Origin of the sequence: Chitinophaga silvatica (assembly GCF_003419895.1) — a bacterium.
GTDB lineage: Bacteria > Bacteroidota > Bacteroidia > Chitinophagales > Chitinophagaceae > Chitinophaga > Chitinophaga silvatica.
Map to the genome: position 1 here is coordinate 36,783 of NZ_QPMM01000016.1, position 25,201 is coordinate 61,983.

Sequence of the window (25,201 nt, forward strand, 5' to 3'; positions counted from 1 at the left end):
AGGGTATGGATACAGCAGAAAATCCAATAAAATTCACCGGCATCAGACTTTCCAAGCCTAAAAAGGTGGCAGCCGGGTTACCTGCCGTAGTATCGAGCATGCGCCATATACTGGAAGAAATGAATGCTTTCAGAGGTATGAAAGCATTATTGCAGCTCAACCAGAAAAAAGGATTTGATTGCCCTGGCTGTGCCTGGCCAGATCCGGATGATGAAAGATCCCCCGTTGCTGAATACTGTGAAAATGGTGCTAAAGCTATTGCTGAAGAAGCTACAACTAAAAAATTGCACGGCGATTTCTTTGCCCAACATACTATTGAGGAATTAGGTCAGTTAACTGATTATGAGATAGGAAAGAAAGGAAGAATCGCCGAACCTGTATACCTGGCCCCAGGAAGCACCAACTATGTACCTATTAGCTGGGATAAAGCATATGAACTAATTGCAAACAGGCTCAATAACCTAAGTTCACCTAATGAAGCCGTTTTCTATACTTCCGGCAGAACCAGTAATGAAGCTGCATTTTTATATCAGCTAATGGTTCGGCAATATGGCACCAATAATCTGCCCGATTGTTCAAATATGTGTCATGAATCCAGTGGTGTGGCGCTGACGGCAGCACTTGGAATAGGAAAAGGCTCAGTGACCCTGGAAGACGTACATGATGCAGAAGTAATTATCATTCTCGGCCAAAACCCTGGTACTAATCACCCCCGTATGCTTACTGCCCTACAAAAGGCAAAAGACAAGGGGGCCATCATCATAGCTGTAAATCCTATTCCGGAAACCGGATTAATCAGCTTTCTGAACCCACAGACGATAAAAGGAATTCTGAACATCCCTACTCCCCTTACTGACTTATTTCTGCAGGTAAAAATTAATGGTGATATGGCCTTGCTGAAGGCGCTATCCATTCTTTTGCTTGAAAAAGAAAAGAATCAACCAGGAAGTGTTTTTGATTCAGAATTCATTGAAAACAACACCAGGGGATACCAGGAATACATCGCCCATCTGGAAGAGTTAGACCTGGCTTCTCTTATCGAAACCTGCGGGGTACCACTGGAACAACTGGCAGAAGCCGCCAAGATCATCGCCGGGAAGCAGAAAATCATTGCATGCTGGGCAATGGGATTAACTCAACATAAAAACGCTGTAGATACCATTCGTGAAGTCGTAAACCTGCTGCTATTAAAAGGTAGTATTGGCAAGCAAGGAGCCGGTGTATGCCCTGTAAGAGGTCATAGTAATGTGCAGGGCGACAGAACAATGGGTATATACGAAAAGCCTTCGGATGTATTTCTGGATCGTCTGGATACTGTATTTAATATACAAAGTCCACGTGCTCATGGCTATGACGTAGTACAGGCCATTCATGCGATGCACGATGGAAGGGCAAAAGTCTTTATTGCCATGGGCGGTAATTTTCTTTCTGCCACTCCGGACACCAATTATACAGCACAGGCACTTAGAAATTGTGATTTAACCGTTCACGTTTCCACTAAACTCAACCGCAGTCACCTCGTTCATGGTAAAGAAGCCATAATACTTCCTTGTCTGGGCAGAAGTGATAAGGATATAGTAAATGGGGAGCAGCAATTTGTTAGCTGTGAAAATTCAATGGGAGTAGTACAGTCATCCCGCGGAAATTTGCATCCGGTTTCTGACCTCCTGAAGAGTGAACCAACAATCGTTTGCGAATTAGCTACTGCCATCTTTGGTACTCACTCTCCCATTTCCTGGAATCAATACATGCAACATTATGACAGGATTCGGGATGCTATTGCACAGGTAATTCCGGGATTTGAAGACTATAATTTAAAAGTACGGCATCCTGGTGGCTTTTACCTACCGAATGGGGCCAGAGAAGGACGATTCAATACCCATAGTGGCAAAGCTAATTTTAATATTGCGGAAGTAACATTTCCGGAAGTAAGAAAGGGGGAATATCTGATGATGACCATTCGTAGTCACGATCAGTTTAATACAACGATCTATGGATTGAATGACAGATACAGAGGGGTTTACAATGAAAGGCGGGTCGTATTTATGAATTCCAAAGATATTGAACACGAAGGATTGAAAAGCGGACAGCTTGTTGATCTTTATAATTATGAAGATGGGAAAACAAGAGTAGCACCGGGTTTCATAGTAATTCCATATGATATACCAATCGGATGTACGGCTACTTACTTCCCTGAAACAAATGTATTGGTTCCTGTAAATAGCGTAGCAGATCAAAGCAATACACCAGTATCCAAATCGGTTATTATTCAAATAAAATCATCAACCATAAAATCATAGCAAATGAAACCCATTATCTGGAAGGCGACTAAGTGGCCTGCGATTGAATATTTCACATTGCAGAATAAAGGTCAGGGTATGGTTGCATCGGGAAGCATAAATGGTGTAAAGGATCAGATTCCATTTTGCATACGATATAAAGTTGAATTAACAGCAGATTGGCGGATTACAACCTTTCATATCAGAGAAGAAAGCATACAGTCAAAAGAACTTATTCTAACCTCTGATCTTGAAGGGCATTGGTTTGATAAAGACAATAATCAAATTGAACTTTTCGATAACTGCCTGGATATAGATATTTCCTTAACACCCTTTACCAATACACTGCCGATAAAGCGACTGCAATTCGATAATAAAGAAAGTAAAGTATTGGATATCCTTTACATTAAGCTCCCCGAATTTGAATTACAGAAAGTACAGCAACGCTATACCAGAATCACACAACATGAATATCTATATGAAAATATAAGTACCGATTTCAGTGCTAAAATACCTTACGACGAGTTTTATCTTGTCAAAAACTATCCGGGAATTTTTGAGCGAATAACATATTAGCGAGACAGCGCTTCGGTTTCCCTGATCAATTCAGAAAAAATATCTGCACTTTTCCAGGTTTTAGCTTTTGCAGCACTTTGTCCGGCCCACATAATCAGGAACTCTGGCTTATCCAGTTCTCTGGCTAGTTTACGGATTGGCTGTGTCAATTCGTTCTGATACGGATACCCTACAATAGGCAGGCCTGAAGCTTCAATTTCGGCAAGTAATTTATTTCTGATCCCTCTTGCCCATCTGCCGGTAAATGATTTGGTTAGTACAGTATCAGTATCTGCCAGCTTAGCGATTTCTTCTTTATGAGCAGGAGTAGCAAGGCTCTCATTAGATCTGAGAAATAAGCTACCGACCTGAACACCTTCAGCACCCAGATTAAAAGCAGCTAATAAGGTTCTGCCATCCATTATTCCACCAGCTGCAATTACGGGAACGCGTATACGATCAACAATCTGTGGAACCAGAGACATAGTACCTACTTGTGGGAGCGTTGTACCAAGAAAAGAACCTCTATGGCCGCCAGCTTCTATTCCTTGCGCCACAATTATATCTGTACCAGCCTCTTTCAGTGCCACAGCTTCTTCCACAGAAGTAGCAGTTCCTATTGAAATGATCTGATTTTCTTTAAATAATTTATATCCTTCCTTATCAGGCATTCCGAAAGTGAAGCTCACCAATTTAACTCCAGCTGCTATAATAACAGGTAATTGTTCTCTCCAGGAGTAAAACGGTACAGTATCAAAATTTACAGGAGGAACAGCCAAACGGTTTGCGCCATACAGGAACTGCAGGAAGTCTTGCATTTCGTTGAAAGCATTCTGATCGTATGATGGAGCGAGGTCGTATACAAACATATTAACTGCAAAAGGAGCTGAAGTCAGTGCTTTAACCTCTCTGATTAGTGCACCTGCTTTTTCAGGAGATAAACCACCTACAGGTAGCGAACCTAAACCACCACTATTACTTACGGCAGCTACCATGGCAGGAGTAGTAATTCCCAGCATGGGCGCCTGAATAACCGGATAAGTAATCCCTAATAAACGAGTTAATTCATTCTTCCATTCCATGACGGATAATTTGATGTAAAAATACAAAAGTTAATACAATCAACGGAACTGTAATACTGTTGGTGCTTTCAGAGCAGATACATCAAACTTGAAATCGACAATGGTAGTGATTTCAAGTCGGAAACTCTTAACAGGATAGGGAGCATTGGGATAATAGTAGCCAGAAGCACTAATGGTATTGAGCGCGAGATTTTCATTCCTTACCCTGAATCCACCTCCTATTCCAAGATAGACAGGATTCTTAAACAGTGCATTATCCTTATAATTTAAGATTGCAGTTTGTAAGTCTGTGAAGAAATTGAATTTGAAACCCAGGATTTTCAATGGGCTATAATATACGGTTTGAGCATCTGCTCTCAGGCGCTGGTAACCATTTAACTTAGTATCTCTATAGCCCCAGATACCATATTCCACATTAATGTTTAATGGTTTATTGAAATAAGGGTTTGGACTATTAAGATAATCTGCAGTAAAAAACTGCCGGAACCGGGAGTGGCCAACATACACCATTCTGCTATAATATTCAAGGCTGGCATGAATTACAGCATCTTCAATTTTATGGTTCAGCCAATAATTACCAATGCCGAAGGTAGTATTAAAAAGACCTTGTCTGAGTGTCGTCCAAAATTTCTGCGCATTAATTCCGGTATAAAGCCGTCTTCTATCCCGCCAGGATTCCCAGCCACCGGTAGCACTAATATTATATCCCAGAGGAATATCCTCCGTTCGGCCAAATCCGAAGAAATAATGTGCTTTAAAATAATCAATTCTATAGGCTTGCAATTCCAGCAGGTAGAGTCGATGGTTATTATAAACCGGATCATCTTTATAGCGTTCCTGATCCGGCTTTCGCTGGAAAGCCAGATTATAGTGCCTGGCTAGTATAGCAACATTAGGCTTGTTACCGATTGTGCCATCATGCCTGTAGTTATTAATAAAGTTGTATCCTACCCATCCGTCAATGATACTATATCGATAATCCCTGTAGGCAGTATCGCCATTTTCAGGTGTTAAGCCCCGGATGTTGATAGACCAGTTTTCGGCCACAGTTAATCCGCCTACCCATTTGGCCGAATTTCTGAATAAGGGGCGGGTAAGATCTATATAGAAGGAGCCTTCATAGGCATTGGTATCGAGTTGGGCGAAGTTATTTAATGTCGTATAGCCAGCGGCGAGGTCAATAAAGGAACCGAACATATTGTACTTAGTGTAGCGGAATTCTGTATTCCAGACAGGATTATAATCGGTTCTCCATTGAAGTCCGACTCTGACTCCCTGCCCTGCACCAAACAAATCGTTGTTACTAATACTTCCTCTGATATTATCCGGGCTTACCTGGGAAACATCAATACCATATTCGAAGAGGTCTTTTGTTACCACTTCAATATCTACAGAATCTCCAACATGTTGTTTGACATAAATTCTGGCATCCTGAATAAATGGGCGGTTACGTAGGTAACGTTCATTGTCGGCCATTTCAAACGGGTCGAGCTGCTGATCTTCCTTGAAGAAGAGTGACTGGCGGATTACCCATTCTCTGGAATCGTAATGCAGTCGGTTTGCCAGCTTGATTAATCCCATATTGGTGGTGAACGTAGTATCATTGATGTTACTTGGCCCGAAAACCTTCACTTTTCTATAGTAGATACTTCGTATCACTTTTCCGGCAAAAGGGGTAAAATATTTCTCACTTTTAATGATAGTACTATCATCATTGGTTGGAATGGGTTCGTCTTGTTTGGTTATTTTCTTGATAAATGTCTGTCTGTATTCCTTTTTGCGTAAAGAATCCCGGTATTCACCAATTTTTTTGAAGATCCCGTTTTTGTGGATTCCGGTATCGGTATGAGGCTGCTTAAATAAAGGATGATCCTTATGGGCAGAGGTGTCTGGCAGTAATGGACTACGGTATTTGCTGGTAAAAGGAATGGTATCCGGGCCTGAAACATTAATCTGGCCATAGCCAACAACGCAATATAACTGGCAGATTAGCCAGATTGTGACAGTAATGGTAGGCCATATTTTAGACAAATACCTCAAGATTAGCAGTAGAAACAATTATATCGAAAAAAAACGGAATTACAACAGTATTGTACTACCGGAATGATAATTGTTTACTGACTTAAGAACGTATCCAATCAAGAACATATTATTCACCATCAAAACAACTGCTTATGTTACGTTGGGCATTAATCTTCTTCATTGTAGCCATTATCGCAGCCATTTTTGGGTTTGGGGGAATAGCTGCTGGAGCAGTATCAATAGCGAAAATATTATTCTTTATTTTTCTGGTGCTGTTTGTGATATCGTTAATTGGAGGATTAGTTAAAAAACAGTAATACTAAACATGCATAATGAATTGCTGATACGTTTCAGCAATTCATTATGTTATTTCATGATGCTGGTTTCCCAACCATCATACAGTGCGTTGACTTGCTGAGATAACTCCCATAGCCCCATAACTACACTATTGACAGCAGATTCACTTGCTTTATCGTTTCGCGAAATACAAAGTTTGAAAGGGAATTCGGGGTTTTCTGTACCATCTTCCTTGATCAGGGTAAAACCATTTTCCTTTATATGTTCCCAAAACAGGGTTCTATCCTCAATTGTTTTGAAATGAATCCAATGTTCGATGGGGCGTAGCTTTTCGGCTACATCTCCATGCTGTTGCAGCATTCTTAGTACCTTACGGTTCTGAATGCGCTGAAATTCGTAAACATCAGGAAACAGGTAATCGAAATATAATTCCCAGTTATTATCTTCCTTTACTCCAAAATCATAACGATAATCAGGGAAAGAAATCATTACATCAGAAATGTACTTATCGTGTAATATAGTTTCTCCAACATAGAAGTAAAAATCACGAACACCGTTAGAATAAGTTCTACCTACAAATTGCGCATCCAGTTTGGTTTGTAATACATCTACCAGTTTATCTTCTATTTCACCCATTATTGCAAATTCGGTATCCTTGGGAAATCCGTCTTCACGTGGATTATTCAAATATACAGTGATATATATGGCATTGGGCTTTTCCTTCAAGGGTGCAAATCGTCTCAAATCAAGGTCAAGGCCAATTACTGCTGGACTTTCTTCAATATGGCACGTATAAATATCCCAGTCCGGGCGGTAATCCTTATGCATATAAAAAAATTAAAATAACGCAAACACCAGGTTGTAAAGATACGTAGCTCAACGTTATAACGGAAAAGATAAAACATTATAACTCTTTTTTTTATCCACAAAAATTAGCTTAAAGAGCGATCTACAGTAAGGGTGGTTAACATTAATTAACACTTGGGGTGAAGATTCTGCACTTTCGCTATAAAACAATACCATAAAGCATTCTGCTTGAATCTGTAGTTGGAAGTCTCGGCCCTAAAGGGTTCCAACTAACCTTTCATCCTAAAATCCCGATTATCTTTCTGCATATGACCTAATTTTACCCCGCTATAAAATAAGTTGGAAGCTATTATGAGAAAAATTGTATTGCTAATTACAGGCTGGCTATTATTTGGATTTACAGTTACAGCACAACAACACCAGAACGGGAAACCTGGTAACACCACTGCAGGTAATGCAGGCAGTATTTACGGAAAACTATTGGATGCTCAAACCAACAAAGCCGTAGAATATGCGTCTGTAGCCTTATTGCGCAGTGATTCCAGCGTGCAGACGGGTATGTTATCTAAACCCAATGGAGACTTCAATTTTGACAATATCCCATTCGGAAAATATATTATCAAAGTAAATTTTATCGGATATCAATCCTATTTCAGGAATTTTGAATTGAGTGGTAAATCGAACAACATTGATGCAGGAAATATTAAGTTAGCACCGAATGTCAAATCCCTGGCCGCTGTAAATGTGGTAGGTGAAAAGCCTGCATTTAGCATGGCCATCGACAAAAAGGTATTCAATGTAGAAAAAAACCTGGCAAGTATTGGAGGAACTGCTACTGATGTATTGAAACAAGTTCCTTCGGTAAACGTAGATATTGATGGTAACGTAACCGTGCGCAATGGCGCTCCTACTATCTTTATTGATGGCCGCCCTTCTACTCTTACTTTAGATCAGATTCCTGCCGATGCTATTCAGAATATTGAAGTAGTTACCAATCCATCTGCTAAATATGATGCAGAAGGAATGAGTGGTATTTTAAACATCGTGCTTAAAAAGAACAAGAAAGCCGGTATTAACGGTGCTGTGAATGCAGGTGTAACCACCCTTGGGAGCACCAATGCTGGCGTGGATCTGAATATCCGCCAGGAAAAATTTAATTTTTTCCTCAACTACAACATCCGGAACAGAAAATCTCCGATGACAGGTCGTTTGTTCAGAAAAAATATGGGTAATGATACTATTAACTATACCGAACAGTTAGAAGACGGAGATTTCTCACGTAAGTTCCAGACTGGTCGTATTGGCTTTGACTGGTTTCTCGATAACCGCAACACCATTACGATTTCAGAGAATCTAACCGGTGGAAATTTTAATCGATATAATAATCAAACTATCAACGAATCCGATATACATCAACAACTGGTACGATATGGCACCGGTATCAATAATACACTCAACGGGTTTCGTAATTATACCACTCAGTTAGGCTACAAACACACATTTGCCAGAGAAGGCGAAGAGCTGACAGCCGACTTTACCTATAACTACGCGACCAGCGACAATAGTTCTAACTATTCCCTTCAATATTACGATCTGGCAAATACCCCAATTTATGATCCCAAAAAACCAGAAATGCGTTATGGAAGTGGTGATGGCAAAACAATTTATCTGACCGGCCAGGTCGACTATGTGCGGCCGCTAACAGATAAATCCAAGCTGGAAATGGGATTAAGAACCAATAACCGAACCTTTGATAACTTCACCAATACATTTGGTAAGCAATACCCATCTGGCGATTACCTGTTAGATACTGCATTATCCAATAACTATCATTATCGTGAGCAGATCAATGCGGCTTATATCAGCTATACTGGTGCAATGAAAGATTTTGGCTACCAGGTTGGATTAAGAGGCGAACAATCGAATTACGACGGAGAAACGAAATTAGGTAACAAAGCTTCCTACAGCATCAAATATCCGATCAGCTTCTTCCCTAGTGTATTCCTTTCCCAGAAATTAAAAGGCGATCATGAGCTGCAACTCAACTATAGCAGAAGAATACGCAGACCATGGTTTCGCGACCTGCTCCCGACTATTGATTATAACGGACAGAGTGCCAGCACCGGAAACCCGGATCTGAAGCCAGAATTCACTAATTCATTTGAACTCTCTTATCTGAAAGATTTTAATCATAAACACAACCTCTTGGTATCTCTTTATTACAGAAATACCAATAATGCGATCACAGATTTTTATGTAGATACCGTTCTTGCATTAAATGGTCAGGATCAGCATGTGTTGTTGAACTACCCTATCAATGCCAGTTCCCGTAACTCCTATGGTGCTGAATTCACATTCAGAACACAGATCACCAAAATCTGGGATGTAACTGCCAACGCTAACCTGGCACAAACTAAAATTAATGCCTCCAGCAACGGTGATAATTTGTCGAACCAGGGTTTCACATGGTTTGGAAAACTAAACAGCAATACCAAATTGCCATGGAACCTGACCTTACAGGTAAGTGGTGAATACGAATCAAGACAGATATTACCACAGGGTGAAAGGAAAGCTAAATGGTCGACAGATGCTGCCATTAAAAAAGATATGCTGAAGAATAAAGCACTTTCTGTATCCCTTGGCTTAAATGATATATTCAACACAGATCGCAATCTTTCCTATACAACTACCAGCTTCTCGGATCAGGAGTATTATCGTAAAAGAGCGACCCGTGAACTGCGTTTAAATGTTAACTATCGTTTTGGAAAGATGGACACCAATCTGTTTAAACGTAAAAACAACAAGGCAAAAGATAATAACAATGATATGGGAGGTGGTGATAATTTTTAATTTGTATTTTGGGTCTGAAAACCAAAAGTATGGATTCGATATATCACACTATTACCCTACGCTTTTTAGCAGAGCCATCTGATGTTAATTTTGGAGGCAAGGTTCATGGAGGCTCAGTAATGAAATGGATTGATCAGGCAGGCTATACCTGTGCAGCTAATTGGAGTGGTCAGTATGCCGTAACTGTTTATGTAGGTGGTATCCGCTTTTTTAAACCCATTTCGATTGGTGATCTGGTGGAAATCAACGCAAAGATCATTTACACCGGTACAACCAGCATGCATATATCAATAGATGTATTGGCAGGAAATCCCAGGCAGCAGCTTAAATCCAAAACTACGCACTGTGTAATGGTTTTTGCAGCAGTTGATGAAACTGGTAAACCAATACCAGTTCCAAAATGGACACCTCAGACAGCCAGCGAAATCAGCATGGAGCAATATGCGAAGAAACTGATGGAGCTACGCAGAGATATAGACGAAGAAATGAAACCACATTTATAGATAATGGAAAAGGAGGTCGATTGACCTCCTTTTTTAATTACTTTGAAACTGCATATTACTGAGCATTCGGTACAGTCCTTCCTGCTCTACCAACTCACCATGCGTGCCCTCTTCAATAATAGCTCCTTTATCAAGCACGATAATTTTATCGGCCTCCCGGATGGTAGACAAACGGTGGGCGATTACAATAGAAGTACGGCCAGCCATCAGTTTGTCTAATGCATCCTGAACAAGACGTTCGGATTCTGCATCCAGTGCAGAAGTAGCTTCGTCGAGAATTAGAATTCTTGGATTTTTAAGTACAGCCCTGGCAATAGCAATTCTTTGACGTTGACCACCGGATAGCTGCACCCCCCTTTCTCCCACAATGGTATTCATACCGTCGGGGAAGCGCTGAATAAACTCCCAGGCATTGGCTTGTTTTGCCGCTTCAATTAATTCAGCTTCCGTTGCACCAGGCTTGCCGTAAGAAATGTTTTCAGCAATTGTTCCTCCAAATAAAAACACATCCTGAGGTACTATAGCTAATTGTGAGCGAAGTTGGGATAAAGGAATGGAATCACTTTTTCTGCCATCAAAATAAACAGACCCGCTAACAGGATCATATATACGGAGCAATAAGGATACAATAGTACTTTTACCACCGCCACTAGGGCCAACAAGCGCCACTTTCTGATCCGGATATACATCAAAAGACACTTTATCCAGAATTGTCAGATCAGGTCTGGAAGGGTATGCAAACGTCACATCTCTGAAACTGATTTGTCCGTCTACTATATTTTCTCTTTTAATTTCATTGAAAGGAGCTAAATCTTCTGTGGGTTCATCCAGAATCTCCAATAAATGTTCGGTTGCCCCAATGCTTTTTTGGAGATTAGTATAAACTTCTGCCAAACCAGCAATAGACCCGCCAATAAACAGGGAATAGAGGACAAATGACAGCAGTGAAGCAGTAGGCATATGCATGGCGACACCACGCCAAATGACAGCTACCAGGGCGCCAAAAATACCAAGGATTATAAATGAAGAGAAAAATCCTCTGAAACGGCCACCTTTCATACCAATTTTGGCTGCTTCATTGGTACGTTCTTTATACCTGGCAATTTCGAAAAACTCGTTGGCGAATGCTTTTACATTAAAAATGCCCTGAAGCGTTTCTTCCACTACTGTATTGGACTTAGCTACTTGTTCCTGCACCTGTTTGGAGAACTTGCGAATAAACTTTCCGAAAAAGACGGCTATGACCATCATTACCGGAAGAATTGCCAGCATAAAAAAGGTAAGTTGCCAGGAGGTCAGTAGCATAATTGTAACACCACCTACAATCAGGATCATCTGTCTGATAAATTCGGCCAGGGTGGTAGTAAACGTTTCCTGTAAAAGTGAAATATCGGCCGAAATACGGCTGCTTAATTCACCTACACGTTTTTCGAGGAAGAATTTCATGGGCAGCTTAATCATATGTCCGTAAACGGTTTGCCTAAGCGTAGCCAATGTTTTCTCCGTTACATTCACAAATAATACTATACGAAAGAAGGAGAAGGTAGCCTGTGCGAGTAATACTCCTACTAATAATACTCCGGCCCTATTCAGGCCATTGAACACCTGAGCATTATTTTTACCATCTACTAATTCGCCCAGTAATTTTGGAAGCGCCAAACCGGCAAGACTGGATACCAGGAGAAATAGGAGTCCAAGTGCAAACTGGGGCCAGTAAGGCTTTACATAATGGAATAAACGGAACGTTTTTTTGAGGGATGACAGCTTAATTGGTCGTTTCTCTATTGGGGAAATTTCATCTTTTCGCATGGATATAGTCTTTATACGTAGGTAGACGAACTACATCCAAATTTATTGTAAAAAATGATACCGCCATTGATATAGCAATTAATGCATATATCAATGGCGGTATGTTATGACCTGAGATTAAGGTCGTAGTTGTTGCTAACGAATTGTATCAGGTTTGGTTTTAGTTGTATCTACTGGTATAACACTGGTACTATCTACTGAGGGCATGGCAAAAGCAGCTGAATCAGCCTCTTTGCCGGCTTCTTTGGAGCCACTGCAAGAAAATAAAAAAATACTAAGTATGCCTGTAATACAAATGATGATACACGTTTTGTAAAAAATGGGTTGCATTAAGTTTTCAATTTTAGGATTAGACATACTCATAACAATAATTAAGTTAAAGTGTTCAATTACTAAACAATTTTTCTAAAGGAAAGAATTATGCCAAGACTTACCTTTGTAAGGAAATTATTTTGCTAAATGAGGCAAGCATTGCAAATAATAGAAGACGACCAGCTACTAAAAGTATTGATAGCCCTGGTTATGGGAGCAATATTGGGAGTAGAAAGGGAGTATAAACGAAAAGCAGCTGGTATGCGTACCATGACGCTTATCTGTATGAGTAGCGCTGTTTTTACCATCCTTAGCGCGAAACTTGGCTTTCCGGGATCTCCCGACCGTGTTGCATCCAATATTCTTACAGGAGTAGGTTTTATTGGTGCAGGAGTTATTTTCAAGAACGACTACACGATCGATGGTATTACTACTGCTGCTTCTATCTGGATTGCATCCGCCATTGGAATGGCAGTAGGTATGAGCAATTACCTGCTGGCGGTTGTAGCACTTGCCGGCTCATTGGGTGTTTTGATTATTTTGGAATTTGTAGAGAAAAGAATTGCGGAGATAAACGACAAAAGATTATACACCATATACTTTTATGAAGAAAAAGCTCCACATTTAGATGTCGAGAAATTGCTACAACAGTTTAAATTGAAACATCGAAGGATTTTAATTGTGAGGAAGGAAAAGATGATTGAGGTGAATTATGAAGTCAGAGGGTCCAGACAAAAGTTAGAGCAATTAGATGAATTTTTACTCCGCAACAACAATATATTCCAGTATCAGGTGCATGCTAACCCATTGTAATTTGTCACCTTTTAATGTTTAGAAATGCCTTCATATGCAGATCTGCCTTTACATTACGGTCAGGTTCCCGCCTGGTTGTATAAACGAATGAGCCTTTTGGGAGGAGCCATCGTTGAGGCAATAGTAACTGATTATGGTAAAGGGGAAGTGATTCGCAGGCTTAGTGATCCATGTTGGTTTCAGGCATTAGGCTGTGTTCTGGGTATGGACTGGCACTCTTCCGGTATAACCACCAGCGTTATGGGAGCCTTGAAAAAAGCTATTAATCCACGCTCACAGGAGTTGGGTATTTACATCTGCGGTGGTAAAGGCAGATATAGTAAGGAAACCCCCAATGAGCTTAGGATAATTGCCGAGAAAACCGGTTTACCAGGCGAACAACTGGTTTATAGCAGTAAACTTACCGCCAAGGTTGATAATACAGCCATTCAGGATGGATTTCAATTATACCTCCATTCTTTCATTCTTTCCAACGATGGAGAATGGGCCGTAGTACAACAGGGAATGAATGATGCTAACGGATATGCACGACGATATCATTGGCATTCTGCTGCCTTCGAATCTTATACTTCTTCACCCCATACTTTTATTTATGGGAAAAATCAGGGCCTCATACTTAACCTGACTGATCTTGCGGCCGATTCAACAAAATCGGGCATTTTAAGTCTTGTTGCCGAAAAACCCGGGCATCTGCTCCCGGAAATCCGCAACCTGATTATGCCTGCCCATCATGATGTCAGGGCCGAAAATGTGAATCTTAAACGATTGGGCAGCGTATTGGCATTAGCGCATGAAACACAACCTGCCAACTTCGAATCCCTTCTAATGCTGGAAGGTGTTGGTCCAAGAACCTTACAATCGCTTACTTTGGTGAGTGAAGTGATTCATGGTACGCCATCAAGATTTGAAGACCCGGCAAGATTTTCATTTGCTCATGGTGGCAAAGACGGACACCCATTTCCGGTACCGCTGAAAATATATGATAATACAATAAATACGCTCAAAGAGGCACTGGATAAAGCGAAAGTAGGTGCATCCGAAAAAAAAGATGCCATTAAAAAACTATCTCAGCTTTCTCAGGAAATTGAAAAGAACTTCGAGCCAAATACTAACTTCGATAAAGTAATTGAAAGAGAACGAAACGACTCGTGGAAATATGGCGGCAGAACTGTGTTTGGTAAAGCTACCAAACCTCTCCCACCCCGAAATGGAGAACAACTAAAACTCTTTTAGAAATGATTGATTACAATACACTCACTGTACCTCAGGCAACCATATTACAGAAGGAATTGAAAGATGAAGTGATCATTTCTCCCTTTCATAAAAAGATCACGCTGATTGGAGGGGCTGATATTTCTTTTAATAAATTCAGTACAACAGTTTATGCAGGTATTGTACTCCTGAAATTTCCTGAGCTAACTCCGGTTGGTTACAGCCTTGTAAAAAAAGAAGTTCACTTTCCCTATGTACCTGGTTTCCTGGCATTCAGAGAAGTTCCCGCCCTGTTAGATGCTTGGGAACAACTGCCCGTTAAACCAGACGTTCTGGTGGTAGATGGACATGGGATTGCTCATCCAAGAAGAATGGGAATAGCCAGTCATTTTGGAGTACTGATGAATCAACCTACCATAGGCAGTGCTAAAAAGAAATTGTATGGGAAATATGAAGAACCGGATTTAACTCAGGGAAGTCATACAATCTTGTTGGATAAAGCAGATCTGCCATTAGGTACAGTTCTTAGAAGTAAGACAAAGGTAAAGCCAATCTTTGTTTCACCGGGCCATCTTACGGATGTTGACAGCAGCCTTAAGATCATTGAGCAAAGCATTCGTAATTACAGGTTACCTGAGCCAACCAGGTTGGCACATAATGCGGTGAACAGTTTTAGAAAAGGTGTGCTGGAAGAGGGTTACACTCCAGTAAGTTAGAATTGTATCCAGGCTATATTAGCTTTACGCTCCTGCCCTTTACGGCTAATCAGCAAGGTAGCATAGATTTTTTTATCGGCATTATAATCAGCTGCTCCCATCATACATCCATAACCTTTTGTTGTTTCAGGATTGCCAAACAACATGAGTTTATCTATCTTTCCATTATAAAAACGATAGCAGACGAAATTTGCGTCTATAGCATATTTCAAAGGTTTTCTCACTCTGTCTTGCCCTCCTGTGTCGAGGTATTGCAGATAATCATTAAACAAAACGAAGGAGGCATTTGGAATTTGTATGAAGTCATACGACATATACGTACTGGTGTTCAGAGCTGCAATTTTGTTTCTGAAAATCCACTCACTCTTACTTCTGCGTTGTAATTGAAAAGGCTCACAAACCCCGTTAATTACCTGATATTTGGAAACAGCCAAGGTATTTGATTCTCTGCTGCTGGTATCCAGGAGCGCTATACCAACATCTCCCAGATTTGTATGAAATTTACTGAGCTGAGAATTTCCTTGTGTAAAGAAAGTAAGCTTCTCCAGCATTAAGGTACTCGTACCATCTGGGTTGAGCTGCCAGCGCTGTGGAGTACCTTTAAAAGGCTCCTGATAGTTGAGATGTTCGGCAGCATTTCTGTCTAGTTCCGACAAAGCTACCGGCACGTGTTTAACCAGTTTTCCTGTAGCAGTAGAAAATTCATATACTCTGGTACCTGCATTATTTCCGTTTTGTTGGGCAGGCAGGTGCAATAACATCCTGATTTGTCCGATTTGTTCTGCCAGTTGAATATCGCCGCTTACATTACTGGCACCGGTTGTAGCAGGTATGATCTGGTGAGCAAAAGTGGCAGAATCAGGAGATAAAGCGGAGAAAAAAACTTTAGGCTCTCCTACTGCAGTTTCTTTTTTAGTGTTGAACCCAACAGTTGCGAGGTATACTTTTTCTTTACCTGCCACTGCCATGTTTATATAACTGAAATAGTTGTAGGAAGTATCCTGAAGATAGAACCATCCCTTGTTTATTTCTTTGTGAGACGGACTATAATGAGTGATACTAATGCGTTCGTGCAAACTATCTGTTTTCTGAATCGGGCTGCCATTGAATGCGGCAATAGCATAGTAGTCACTTTTGGGATCTTTTTCTACATAAAAATCATGTGATGCCAGGTTTTCTGATACCATTACACTTTTATGCAAAACGGTAGGTAACTCCCCTAATTTATCTTCCTGTAGCAGTTTTCCGGTATTAGCATCCAATACTAACCGAATGAGAATAGGAGAATTTTTCACCAGTTGCTGAAGGAATAGAACCGGCTGTCCGTTGATTTCAAAAATACCATCAACCTCGGTAGATTCAAGATCCGTTGCCTTCCAAATCTGAGTATTAATGGTATCATTGGCCACGATCTCACGTTTGGAGTTATAGACTGTGACTGTCAACCCATTTTTTTTATTAAAATTGAGATAACAGGTATTTCCATTTTTCAGCTGTAATAGTTTATCCCATCCATCTTCAGGTACCGTAAATTCAGGCCCTAAGGTTACAACAGGTACTTGTGCCTGGGTAGAAAGGTTCCATGCACCACTAACAGCTACAAGAATCAACCATTTTAAATATCTCATTTCAATATTAATTATTAATTTCAAATATATGAAAATATATTTATTTCAATAAGAAATGTAAATGAGGCGATTAGGTAGAAGATTGATAAAAAATAATAGCAATCTTTAAAATAAAAATCGGGATACTGTTATTTGCGCTTTTAGAAATTTAATTATTTTAGCCGCATGAATTGTTTAATAGTAGATGATAATAAACTTGCGCGTACAGCGATGCGACAACTGGCAAGTCATGTTAGCCAATTACAAATCGTTGGAGAATGTGACAGTGCTATGGAAGCATATAATCTGATACAAAAAGAGAAAGTAGATCTACTGTTGTTAGACATTGAAATGCCTGGTATGACGGGTTTGGAACTTACCCGGAATTTAGGTAAGACAAAGCCGCTGATAATATTTACTACTGTTAAGAAAGAATATGCTGTAGAGGCCTTTGAACTGAATGTTGTTGATTACCTGATTAAGCCGGTACAGCCATCCAGGTTTATCCAGGCCATAGAAAAAGCGAAGGAGCTCAGTGACAGCAATCAGGGCACCTTACAAATTTCCGAATCAGAATTTTTGTTTATACGAGATAGCGGTATTTTAAAAAGGATCAGAACGGAAGAGATATTGTATCTGGAAGCTATGGGGGATTATGTAAAACTGATCACTCCCAATAAATTTCACGCTATCCATTCTACATTAAAGTCACTCGAAGAAAAACTCCCTTCTTCCAAGTTCATGCGTGTACATCGTTCCTATATTGTAGCATTAGACAAAATAGAATCGATAGAGGATGGTACCATCATCATGCAAAAGCATGTTATCCCTATTGCTGATGCCTACAGGGCCGCACTCAACAGCAAACTGAACTTATTATAGCTCAACGACACTTTCTCCTTTTTAAACGATAGCTACTGCCTGTTGGTCCAAATGTTCCAAAGCAGCTTTAAAAGTGCATGTACCTTTATATCGTCAAACAATTGATCACTTTTAAAAGCAAGAAAATATGAAAAAGTTTGGTTCAATCTTAGCAGCAGCAGCAGTATTGTTTATGAGTGCATCAGCCTTCGCTCAAACAGCTGCACCAAAAAAAGAAACTAAAAAAGCAGAAGTAAAAAAAGAAGTAGCGGCAAAAAAAGAAGAAACTAAAAAAGAAACAGCATCTACTGAAAAGGCTCCTGTAGCCCATAAAGCTCATGCTAAACATCATCATGCTGCAAAACCTGCTCCGGCTGCTCCTAAAGCATAAATTCTTTAACTACCGGATTTTCTGTATTTAGTTTCGATGAGTATTCTCGTTGAAACTATTTACATTTTCAGTAGTTATTATATTTACGGCCAGCAATAAATTTTTATATAGGCACATTTTGCTGGCCGTAAATTATTAAAATAAGGTATCTTGGTGAACGGCTTTCCTATATCAGCACTTTATATGTATTAAACTGTCATGCAGTCAAAAAGAATCAAATATTATCTCCTTGGCCTGTTCATATTCGGGATGATTCTATTTATATTACTGCAGTTTAACTCCACCAACAATATTCAAAAACTCATTAAAGGCAACGAACAATTACTTCAGGAGCTAAATGTTAAAAATGAGCTACAGAAGCTTCAAACCAACATGGCGAAAACTGACAGTAAAGTTCGTGGTGCTGTCATTTCCCAGGATACCATTCATATTACCGGTATAGAAGCTGAAGTCGCTATCATTAAATCTGACCTTAAGGAAATAAACAGGATCCTTAAAAACGATAGTACAGAAAAGCTACTCACACAACTGAACTACCTGGTTGAAGAGAAAAATACTTTCAACCTGATGGTATTGGATACCTTCTATAGTAATGGTAAAGAAGCTGCCGAAAAAATGATCAATAACCAGAAAGGGAAAAGATTAGGCGAAGCTATTACCAATATTATTCATCAACTGGACTCTACCCGCCAGTCGGCTGTCAACCACGCTACTCATATAGTAGACAGCAGCGGCCAGAAAGCACAAAGCTGGGGCACTGTTCTGGTTATTTTTGCCTGTCTGACCAGTTTGCTGGCCTTCCTGTATATTCTGAGCCGCATTCACAAACAGGAACAATTAATTGAGGCGCTGGATGAATCCCAGAGAAAAGAGAAAAAATTAGGAGCTGTTAAAGAACAATTTCTGGCCAATATGAGCCATGAAATCCGTACACCAATGAATGCCGTTTTAGGGTTTACCCATCTTTTAAAAACTCAACCTTTAAACGAACAATCGAAAGAATATGTAAGCGCTATTGAAACAGCCGGACAAAATTTGCTGGAGATCATAAATGATATTCTTGATCTTTCAAAAATTGAATCTGGTATGATGCGGATAGAGCCCATATCCTTCAGCATCCGAAGTGTATTACATGGAGTGAATACACTTTTTAAACCCAAGGCAGCAGAAAAACATCTGAATTTCTCTGTAACCGTAGATGAACTGGTACCTGATATCCTGTATGGCGACCCTATCAGGCTTACGCAGGTATTAGTAAACCTGACCAGTAATGCTATCAAGTTCACAGACCATGGGCATGTTGCTATTTTAGTAAAAAAGATTTGGTCGGAAGAATCAGCCATTCGACTATTATTTACAGTTAGTGATAGCGGAATTGGTATTGATCCGTCTAAGCAGCAAAGTATTTTTGATCGCTTTAATCAGCTCGAAGCAACTACTACACGGAAATTCGGAGGTACAGGATTAGGTCTGACTATCGTGAAGCAATTAGTAGAATTGCAAAATGGTTTTATTTCAATAGAAAGTAAAACTGGTGAAGGTGCTACTTTTAAAGTGGAACTTCCATTTACTTTAGGAGAAAGCTTAGCCGAAGACCCAAATACTTATCTGCTGGAGGGCGATTTATTACCTGCACATCAGGATGTAAAGATTTTGGTAGCAGAAGATAATAAAATGAACCAGAATTTATTAAAACACCTGCTGACCAACTGGCAACTGCAGTTCAAAATTGTTAATAATGGTAATGAGGTTCTACAGGCATTGGAAAAACAACACTACGATCTTGTTCTTTTAGATATTCAAATGCCGGAAATGGACGGCTACACAGTAATTCAGGTAATCCGGAATGACCTGAAATCTACAATTCCGGTAATTGCCATGACTGCCCATGCTATGACAGGCGAAAGAGAAAAGTGTCTGCAAATGGGGATGAGTGAATATTTAACCAAGCCAATTAATGAAGAGGAATTATATAAATTGATTCAACTTTATACCGGAAAACTTCCATCCAAAGAACATTCAACTCCTTATATTCAAACCGAGAATACTGCTACACAATTAATTAATATGCAGTATTTGCAGCAGCTTTCAAATGGAGATGAATCCTTCATCAAAACGATGTTGGAACAATTTATTTCCCAGCTACCGGAAGAGTTAACCCGTTTAAAACAGGCTATTCAGGATGAAGATCTTGCATCTATCAGAGCGATAGCTCATACTTTAAAAACTACAGTGGCATTTATTGGTTTGGAGTCACATCTATATCCATTTCTTGATCCATTGGAAAATTTACAGGAATCTCAATACTATCCCCAAATAGTTGTTGCCCAATTTAATACACTCAAGCAGCTTAGTATTCAGGCAGTTCAGGAAGCGATTCACTTATTACTCTGATATTATACAATATCGTAGTACCATTACCGTACTTTTTTCCCTGTTCAACGACAGTTAACCCCAATTCACCGAAACGTAATGTCACCAGGCTTTTGGCTGTCGTAATTTCAATCTACAAACAATTAATATTCTTATCTAATCATTTTAAAAAGACAATTATCATGAAAAAAAGCCTGATTGCCGCTGTAGTAGTAATGAGCATTTCTGCTGCTTCTTTTGCACAAGCTCCAGCTGCTAAACCTGCAAAAAAAGAACAAGCTAAAACTGAAGCAAAAGCTGAAGCAAAACCAGTTGCAAAAGCTGATGCTAAGCCTGCTAAAGCAGAAGCTAAACCAGCTGTTGATACTGCAAAGAAAGCAGCTAAGCCAGCTAAGAAAAAAGCTTAATCCAAAACCATACAACGTTTTGAGTCTATTTGGTCCCGTCAGGAATGACGGGATTTTTTTTTCTCGCAAAGGAGCATAAGAAGCAAAGAGGCATAAGGATCGAAGCGAATGTTTTTAAGGACTTCCGTTAGGTTTCAATTATAATAGAAACCAGTCATTAGTTCTTAATAACATTCGCTTCGATCCTTATGCCTCTTTGCTTCTTATGCTTCTCTGCGAGAAACAACGAGCAACGCGAGTTTATTGCAATGCGTCTAATTTCTTTTTAGTTTCTTCAACTTTAGCATTGTTATTTTTGATTGCATAGATTTTTTGCAAAGCATACAGGCAGCTTTCATAAGTTTGTTTGTCGCTTGCATCTAAGCTACCTTTACCAGCGAAACCAGCATCAGCTTTTTCGAAGTAAGGCAATGCCTGATTCATTAAACCTTCTACTTTAGATTGCAATTCTTTTGCCTTAGGAGAAGTTTGTTGTTTGCTATCCAGCGAGTTGAGTTCTTTATTAAAGATTACAGCACGGTTGAAGAACAGAGCACCTAATTGGAAGTTAGCAGTAGCATCGTTAGGGTTAATTGCAATAACCTTTTTGTATGCATTTTCTGCTTTGGTCATCAGCTCATCGTAATTAGCTGGTTTAGGAGCGTCATTACCTTTTTCGTCGCGAGGGTTAGCGATATTGTCTACACGGATAGCGTAGTCGAGTAACGCAGCTTCGTCGTTTGGATTATCGGCAATTTTCTTTTCCAGCATAGACAGCAATTCGTTTGTTTTACCAGTTTTGCTGTAGTATGCCAGTTCCATATCGTTGAAGCGCTTGTCTTTAGGGAAAGCAGCTTTTCCTTCTTCAATAGCTTTCAGCCAGTTGGCCTGATCGCCTTTTTCTTCGTACAGTTGGCCTAAGATAACATATAATGCTGGTTCGCCTTTGAATTGTAAGTCAGCAGCTTTTCTCAGGTAAGTGAGTGCATCATCTTTTTTACCGGCCTGGCTTGCAGCGTAGCCTAAGTAGAAAGTCATAGAGGTGTCGGTAGGGATAGTACCACCCAGGTTCTTACTGTTGTAGTAACTTGCTACTTCAAAAGCGTCTTTGAAGTTGATCACAGAAGAATCCCATTTTTGTTCGTTGAGGTTGCCATAACCAATGTTGGCAATAGTAGCATAAACGTTGAAAACAGGTCCGTTCAATTCGAGAACAGCTTCTTTCATTTTAGGATCAATCTCTAAGGCCTTTTTAAAAGAGGCGAATGCTTGTCTTGCCAGTGCACCATCTTTTTGTTTAGTGCCCATTGCTTCGAGGATTTTACCATTTACTAACCATGTTTTAGCTTCGTTTTTGGTTTTATCGTTTTGCAATGCGGCATCAATGTCTGCTTTTGCTTTTTCCAGGTCTTGCTTCTTCAGGTTCTCATCTGCACTAGCAACTTTTGCGCGTTGTGCCATTACTGAAGTTGCGGCCGTGCAAAAGAGAAGAGATACCAATAAATTTTTCATGCTTTTGATTTTTTTGCTGATTACAATAAGAGTATGGTGCTCTGATTAAGATAATACAATCAATAAGAGCGTTACCACTAAAGTTGACAGTACTTTTTTATTCAGAAAACTGGCAGCAACTGGAATATATTGCTGCCAGTAATAAATTAAAGTTATTCTGCTGCAGTATCGTCGCTGTTTGTTTCAGCGCTGCTATCAGTATCGGAAGATTGATCTGTATCTACAGTTCCTTCTTCGTCCTGGTTAACCTCTTCTTCTTCCTCCTGTTCGTCAAGACGTGCCACTGCTGCGATTTCGTCGTTATCATCCAATCTGATCAGTCTAACGCCCTGTGTAGCGCGGCCAGCTTCTCTGATATCGGCAACAGCCATGCGAATGGTAATACCTGATTTACAAGTGATCATCAGGTCCTGAGATTCTGTTACTTCCAGGATGCCTATTAAGTTACCAGTTTTTTCGGTAATATTTATAGTTTTTACACCTTTACCGCCTCTGTTGGTAATACGATATTCTTCGATATTGGTACGTTTACCGTATCCTTTTTCAGAAACTACGAGGATAGTTTTTTGATTGTCGTCTTTATTAACACAAACCATACCAACTACCTCATCGTTATCGCTATCTACTTCAATACCTCTTACACCGATAGCACCACGACCGGTATCGCGAACGGTAGATTCAGGGAATCTGATGGCTCTACCACTCTGGATGGCCATCATGATCTGGCTGTCGCCGGTAGTAAGTCTGGCTTCGAGTAATTGGTCACCTTCGTTAATAGTAATAGCATTTACACCATTTTGACGAGGGCGGGAGAATTCTTCCAGTAAGGTTTTCTTAATGATACCTTTTTTGGTACAGAGAACGATATAGTGGCTGTTGATAAAGTCTTTATCCTGAAGATCCTTAATATCGATGATTGCACGGATTTTATCATCGGAAGGTAATTGGATCATGTTTTGGATGGCACGACCTTTACCGCTCTTTTCACCATCCGGGATTTCATAGACCTTCAGCCAGTAGCAACGGCCTTTTTCGGTAAAGAAGATCATGGTATGGTGAGTAGAGGCTACAAACAGATGTTCGATATAATCTTCATCTCTTGTTCGGCCTCCGATGGCGCCGCGACCACCTCTTTTTTGCTGGCGGTAGTCGTAAGCAGAAGTACGTTTGATATAACCCAGGTGAGAGATAGTGATTACCACATCTTCTTCAGCGATGATATCTTCGATTCTCATTTCGCTGGCCAGGTATTGTATTTCTGTTTTACGTTCGTCGCCAAATTTCTTTTTAACTTCTTCCAGTTCTTCACGAATGATTTTCATACGAAGAGACTCGTCGCTCAATACATCTTTGAGGTAAGCAATGAGTTTCATGATCTCGTCGTATTCGGCGCGGATTTTATCACGTTCCATGCCGGTCAGACGTTGTAAACGAAGTTCGAGGATCGCTTTAGCCTGGATTTCAGACAATCCGAATTCGCTCATCAAACCTTCTTTTGCCACTTCAGGAGTAGCAGCAGCACGGATGAGAGCAATCACCTGGTCGAGATGATCGAGTGCGATCAGATAACCGGCGAGGATATGTGCTTTTTCTTCGGCTTTGCGTAATTCGTAGTTAGTTCTTCTAACTACAACTTCGTGACGGAAGTCGATGAACTCGGAGATCATATCTTTCAGGTTCAGAATACGTGGGCGTCCTTTAACCAGGGCCACGTTATTGATACCGTAAGAAGTCTGGAGTTCAGAGTATTTAAATAATTGGTTGATGATTACACTGGAGATAGCTTCTTTTTTGAGATCTATCACCAGGCGCATACCTTCTCTGTCGCTTTCATCGCGAACATCGGAGATACCTTCGATGATTTTATCACCAACTAACTGAGCTATTTTCTGGTGGAGAACAGCTTTGTTGATCTGATAAGGCAGTTCATAAATAATAAGTCTTTCACGACCATTCTTGGCAGTTTCAGAAGTATATTTACCTCTTACCACTACTCTGCCTCTACCAGTTTCAAAACCTTGTTTTACTCCTTCAAAACCGTAAATAATACCACCGGTTGGGAAGTCCGGAGCCTTTACATGTTTGATGAGATCTTCGATAGTGATCTCTTTGTTTTCGATGTAAGCAATAGCACCATCAACTACTTCACTGAGATTGTGAGGCATGATGTTGGTGGCCATACCTACTGCGATACCAGAAGCACCATTAACAAGAAGATTCGGAATGCGTGTAGGCAAAACCGTTGGTTCTTCCAAAGTATCGTCGAAGTTGTTGGTAAAATCAACGGTTTCTTTGTCAATGTCTTCCAACATTGCTTCTGCAATTTTCTGCAGACGAATTTCGGTATAACGCATTGCTGCCGGCATATCGCCATCTACCGAACCAAAGTTACCCTGACCGTCTACCATGGGATAACGCATGCTCCAGGGCTGCGCCAAACGTACAATGGTGTCATAAATAGAAGCATCACCATGCGGGTGATATTTACCCATTACCTCACCAACCACACGGGCAGATTTCTTGTAGGGTTTGTTGCTGTGATTGCCCAGTTCATTCATTCCGAATAAAACACGGCGGTGCACAGGTTTCAAACCATCTCTAACATCTGGCAATGCACGGCCTACAATTACCGACATAGAGTAGTCGATATACGCCGTTTTCATTTGCTCCTCAATGTTGATCTGGACAATTCTCCCTTCCTGATGATTTTCCGTATGCTCTGTCATTTTGTGTATTGATTTACAGTTTTTTCTGCTCAAAACAGATAAAGGCAAATATAGCCAATTCAGCCCTTATTTTGAGCTAAAAAACGTT

20 protein-coding genes are annotated in these 25,201 nt (G+C 40.2%); 12 read left to right on the forward strand and 8 right to left on the reverse strand.

From position 1 onward, the window contains the following. Positions 1-5: 5 nt before the first annotated feature. Together DVR12_RS25100 and DVR12_RS25105 are read left to right on the forward strand one after the other, a co-directional pair. The gene (locus DVR12_RS25100) at positions 6-2,300 is read left to right on the forward strand and encodes an FdhF/YdeP family oxidoreductase (RefSeq protein ID WP_116978566.1); all 2,295 of its coding nucleotides are present in this window, start codon (positions 6-8) and stop codon (positions 2,298-2,300) included. Between the two features lie 3 nt (positions 2,301-2,303). Then, the gene (locus DVR12_RS25105; protein WP_116978567.1) at positions 2,304-2,855 is read left to right on the forward strand and encodes a putative glycolipid-binding domain-containing protein; all 552 of its coding nucleotides are present in this window, start codon (positions 2,304-2,306) and stop codon (positions 2,853-2,855) included. Here the strand turns inward: DVR12_RS25105 and DVR12_RS25110 are convergent. Together DVR12_RS25110 and DVR12_RS25115 are read right to left on the reverse strand one after the other, a co-directional pair. Beyond that, positions 2,852-3,916 carry an NAD(P)H-dependent flavin oxidoreductase gene (locus tag DVR12_RS25110; protein WP_116978568.1) on the reverse strand — a complete coding sequence of 355 codons (1,065 nt, stop codon included), beginning with the start codon at positions 3,914-3,916 and terminating at the stop codon, positions 2,852-2,854. The genes DVR12_RS25105 and DVR12_RS25110 overlap by 4 nt on opposite strands. A gap of 39 nt (positions 3,917-3,955) precedes the next feature. Then, a complete protein-coding gene (locus DVR12_RS25115; RefSeq protein ID WP_116978569.1) occupies positions 3,956-5,947 on the reverse strand; it encodes a BamA/TamA family outer membrane protein in 1,992 nt (663 codons plus the stop codon). A gap of 143 nt (positions 5,948-6,090) precedes the next feature. Here DVR12_RS25115 and DVR12_RS25120 point away from each other — a divergent pair, with 143 nt between their 5' ends. Next, the gene (locus DVR12_RS25120) at positions 6,091-6,255 is read left to right on the forward strand and encodes a DUF1328 domain-containing protein (protein ID WP_116978570.1); all 165 of its coding nucleotides are present in this window, start codon (positions 6,091-6,093) and stop codon (positions 6,253-6,255) included. A gap of 49 nt (positions 6,256-6,304) precedes the next feature. Here DVR12_RS25120 and DVR12_RS25125 read toward each other — a convergent pair whose 3' ends face one another. After that, positions 6,305-7,063, reverse strand: a complete 759-nt coding sequence (locus tag DVR12_RS25125; protein WP_116978571.1) for a DUF695 domain-containing protein — start codon at positions 7,061-7,063, stop codon at positions 6,305-6,307. 330 nt (positions 7,064-7,393) lie between these two features. On the opposite strand from DVR12_RS25125, the gene DVR12_RS25130 reads away from it, so the two are divergent. Then, a complete protein-coding gene (locus DVR12_RS25130; protein ID WP_116978572.1) occupies positions 7,394-9,892 on the forward strand; it encodes an outer membrane beta-barrel family protein in 2,499 nt (832 codons plus the stop codon). 29 nt (positions 9,893-9,921) lie between these two features. Then, entirely contained in the window at positions 9,922-10,395 is a 474-nt protein-coding gene (locus DVR12_RS25135; RefSeq protein ID WP_116978573.1) for an acyl-CoA thioesterase, read from the forward strand. A gap of 33 nt (positions 10,396-10,428) precedes the next feature. On the opposite strand, the gene DVR12_RS25140 is transcribed toward DVR12_RS25135, so the two are convergent. Next, positions 10,429-12,204 carry an ABC transporter ATP-binding protein gene (locus DVR12_RS25140; protein ID WP_116978574.1) on the reverse strand — a complete coding sequence of 592 codons (1,776 nt, stop codon included), beginning with the start codon at positions 12,202-12,204 and terminating at the stop codon, positions 10,429-10,431. A gap of 135 nt (positions 12,205-12,339) precedes the next feature. Further along, the gene (locus tag DVR12_RS25145; RefSeq protein WP_147323538.1) at positions 12,340-12,534 is read right to left on the reverse strand and encodes a hypothetical protein; all 195 of its coding nucleotides are present in this window, start codon (positions 12,532-12,534) and stop codon (positions 12,340-12,342) included. 129 nt (positions 12,535-12,663) lie between these two features. Between DVR12_RS25145 and DVR12_RS25150 the strand changes: the two genes are divergently transcribed. From DVR12_RS25150 to nfi, 3 genes are read left to right on the forward strand one after another with little or no spacing between them, the layout of a single operon-like run. Further along, on the forward strand, positions 12,664-13,329 hold the full coding sequence (locus DVR12_RS25150) for an MgtC/SapB family protein (protein ID WP_116978576.1): 666 nt from the start codon (positions 12,664-12,666) through the stop codon (positions 13,327-13,329). A gap of 24 nt (positions 13,330-13,353) precedes the next feature. Next, a complete protein-coding gene (locus DVR12_RS25155; protein WP_116978577.1) occupies positions 13,354-14,562 on the forward strand; it encodes a DUF763 domain-containing protein in 1,209 nt (402 codons plus the stop codon). A gap of 2 nt (positions 14,563-14,564) precedes the next feature. Further along, entirely contained in the window at positions 14,565-15,257 is a 693-nt protein-coding gene (gene nfi / locus DVR12_RS25160; RefSeq protein ID WP_199417205.1) for a deoxyribonuclease V, read from the forward strand. On the opposite strand, the gene DVR12_RS25165 is transcribed toward nfi, so the two are convergent. Continuing rightward, positions 15,254-16,885, reverse strand: a complete 1,632-nt coding sequence (locus tag DVR12_RS25165; protein ID WP_116978578.1) for a hypothetical protein — start codon at positions 16,883-16,885, stop codon at positions 15,254-15,256. The genes nfi and DVR12_RS25165 overlap by 4 nt on opposite strands. Before the next feature lie 165 nt (positions 16,886-17,050). Between DVR12_RS25165 and DVR12_RS25170 the strand changes: the two genes are divergently transcribed. From DVR12_RS25170 to DVR12_RS25180, 4 genes are all read left to right on the forward strand, one after another. Then, on the forward strand, positions 17,051-17,746 hold the full coding sequence (locus tag DVR12_RS25170; RefSeq protein ID WP_116978579.1) for a LytR/AlgR family response regulator transcription factor: 696 nt from the start codon (positions 17,051-17,053) through the stop codon (positions 17,744-17,746). A 127-nt stretch (positions 17,747-17,873) separates the two neighbouring features. After that, complete coding sequence (locus DVR12_RS27670; RefSeq protein ID WP_158563368.1) at positions 17,874-18,116, forward strand: hypothetical protein; 243 nt, start codon at positions 17,874-17,876, stop codon at positions 18,114-18,116. Positions 18,117-18,314: 198 nt separating this feature from the next. After that, positions 18,315-20,510, forward strand: coding sequence for a response regulator (locus DVR12_RS25175; protein WP_116978580.1), 2,196 nt, complete (start codon positions 18,315-18,317; stop codon positions 20,508-20,510). A 161-nt stretch (positions 20,511-20,671) separates the two neighbouring features. Further along, positions 20,672-20,896, forward strand: coding sequence for a hypothetical protein (locus tag DVR12_RS25180; RefSeq protein WP_116978581.1), 225 nt, complete (start codon positions 20,672-20,674; stop codon positions 20,894-20,896). Positions 20,897-21,136: 240 nt separating this feature from the next. On the opposite strand, the gene DVR12_RS25185 is transcribed toward DVR12_RS25180, so the two are convergent. Together DVR12_RS25185 and gyrA are read right to left on the reverse strand one after the other, a co-directional pair. Next, on the reverse strand, positions 21,137-22,387 hold the full coding sequence (locus DVR12_RS25185; RefSeq protein WP_116978582.1) for a tetratricopeptide repeat protein: 1,251 nt from the start codon (positions 22,385-22,387) through the stop codon (positions 21,137-21,139). Positions 22,388-22,539: 152 nt separating this feature from the next. Then, positions 22,540-25,113 (reverse strand): DNA gyrase subunit A, encoded by a 2,574-nt coding sequence (gene gyrA, locus DVR12_RS25190; protein ID WP_116978583.1) that lies wholly within the window; start codon positions 25,111-25,113, stop codon positions 22,540-22,542. Between the last annotated feature and the right edge of the window lie 88 nt (positions 25,114-25,201).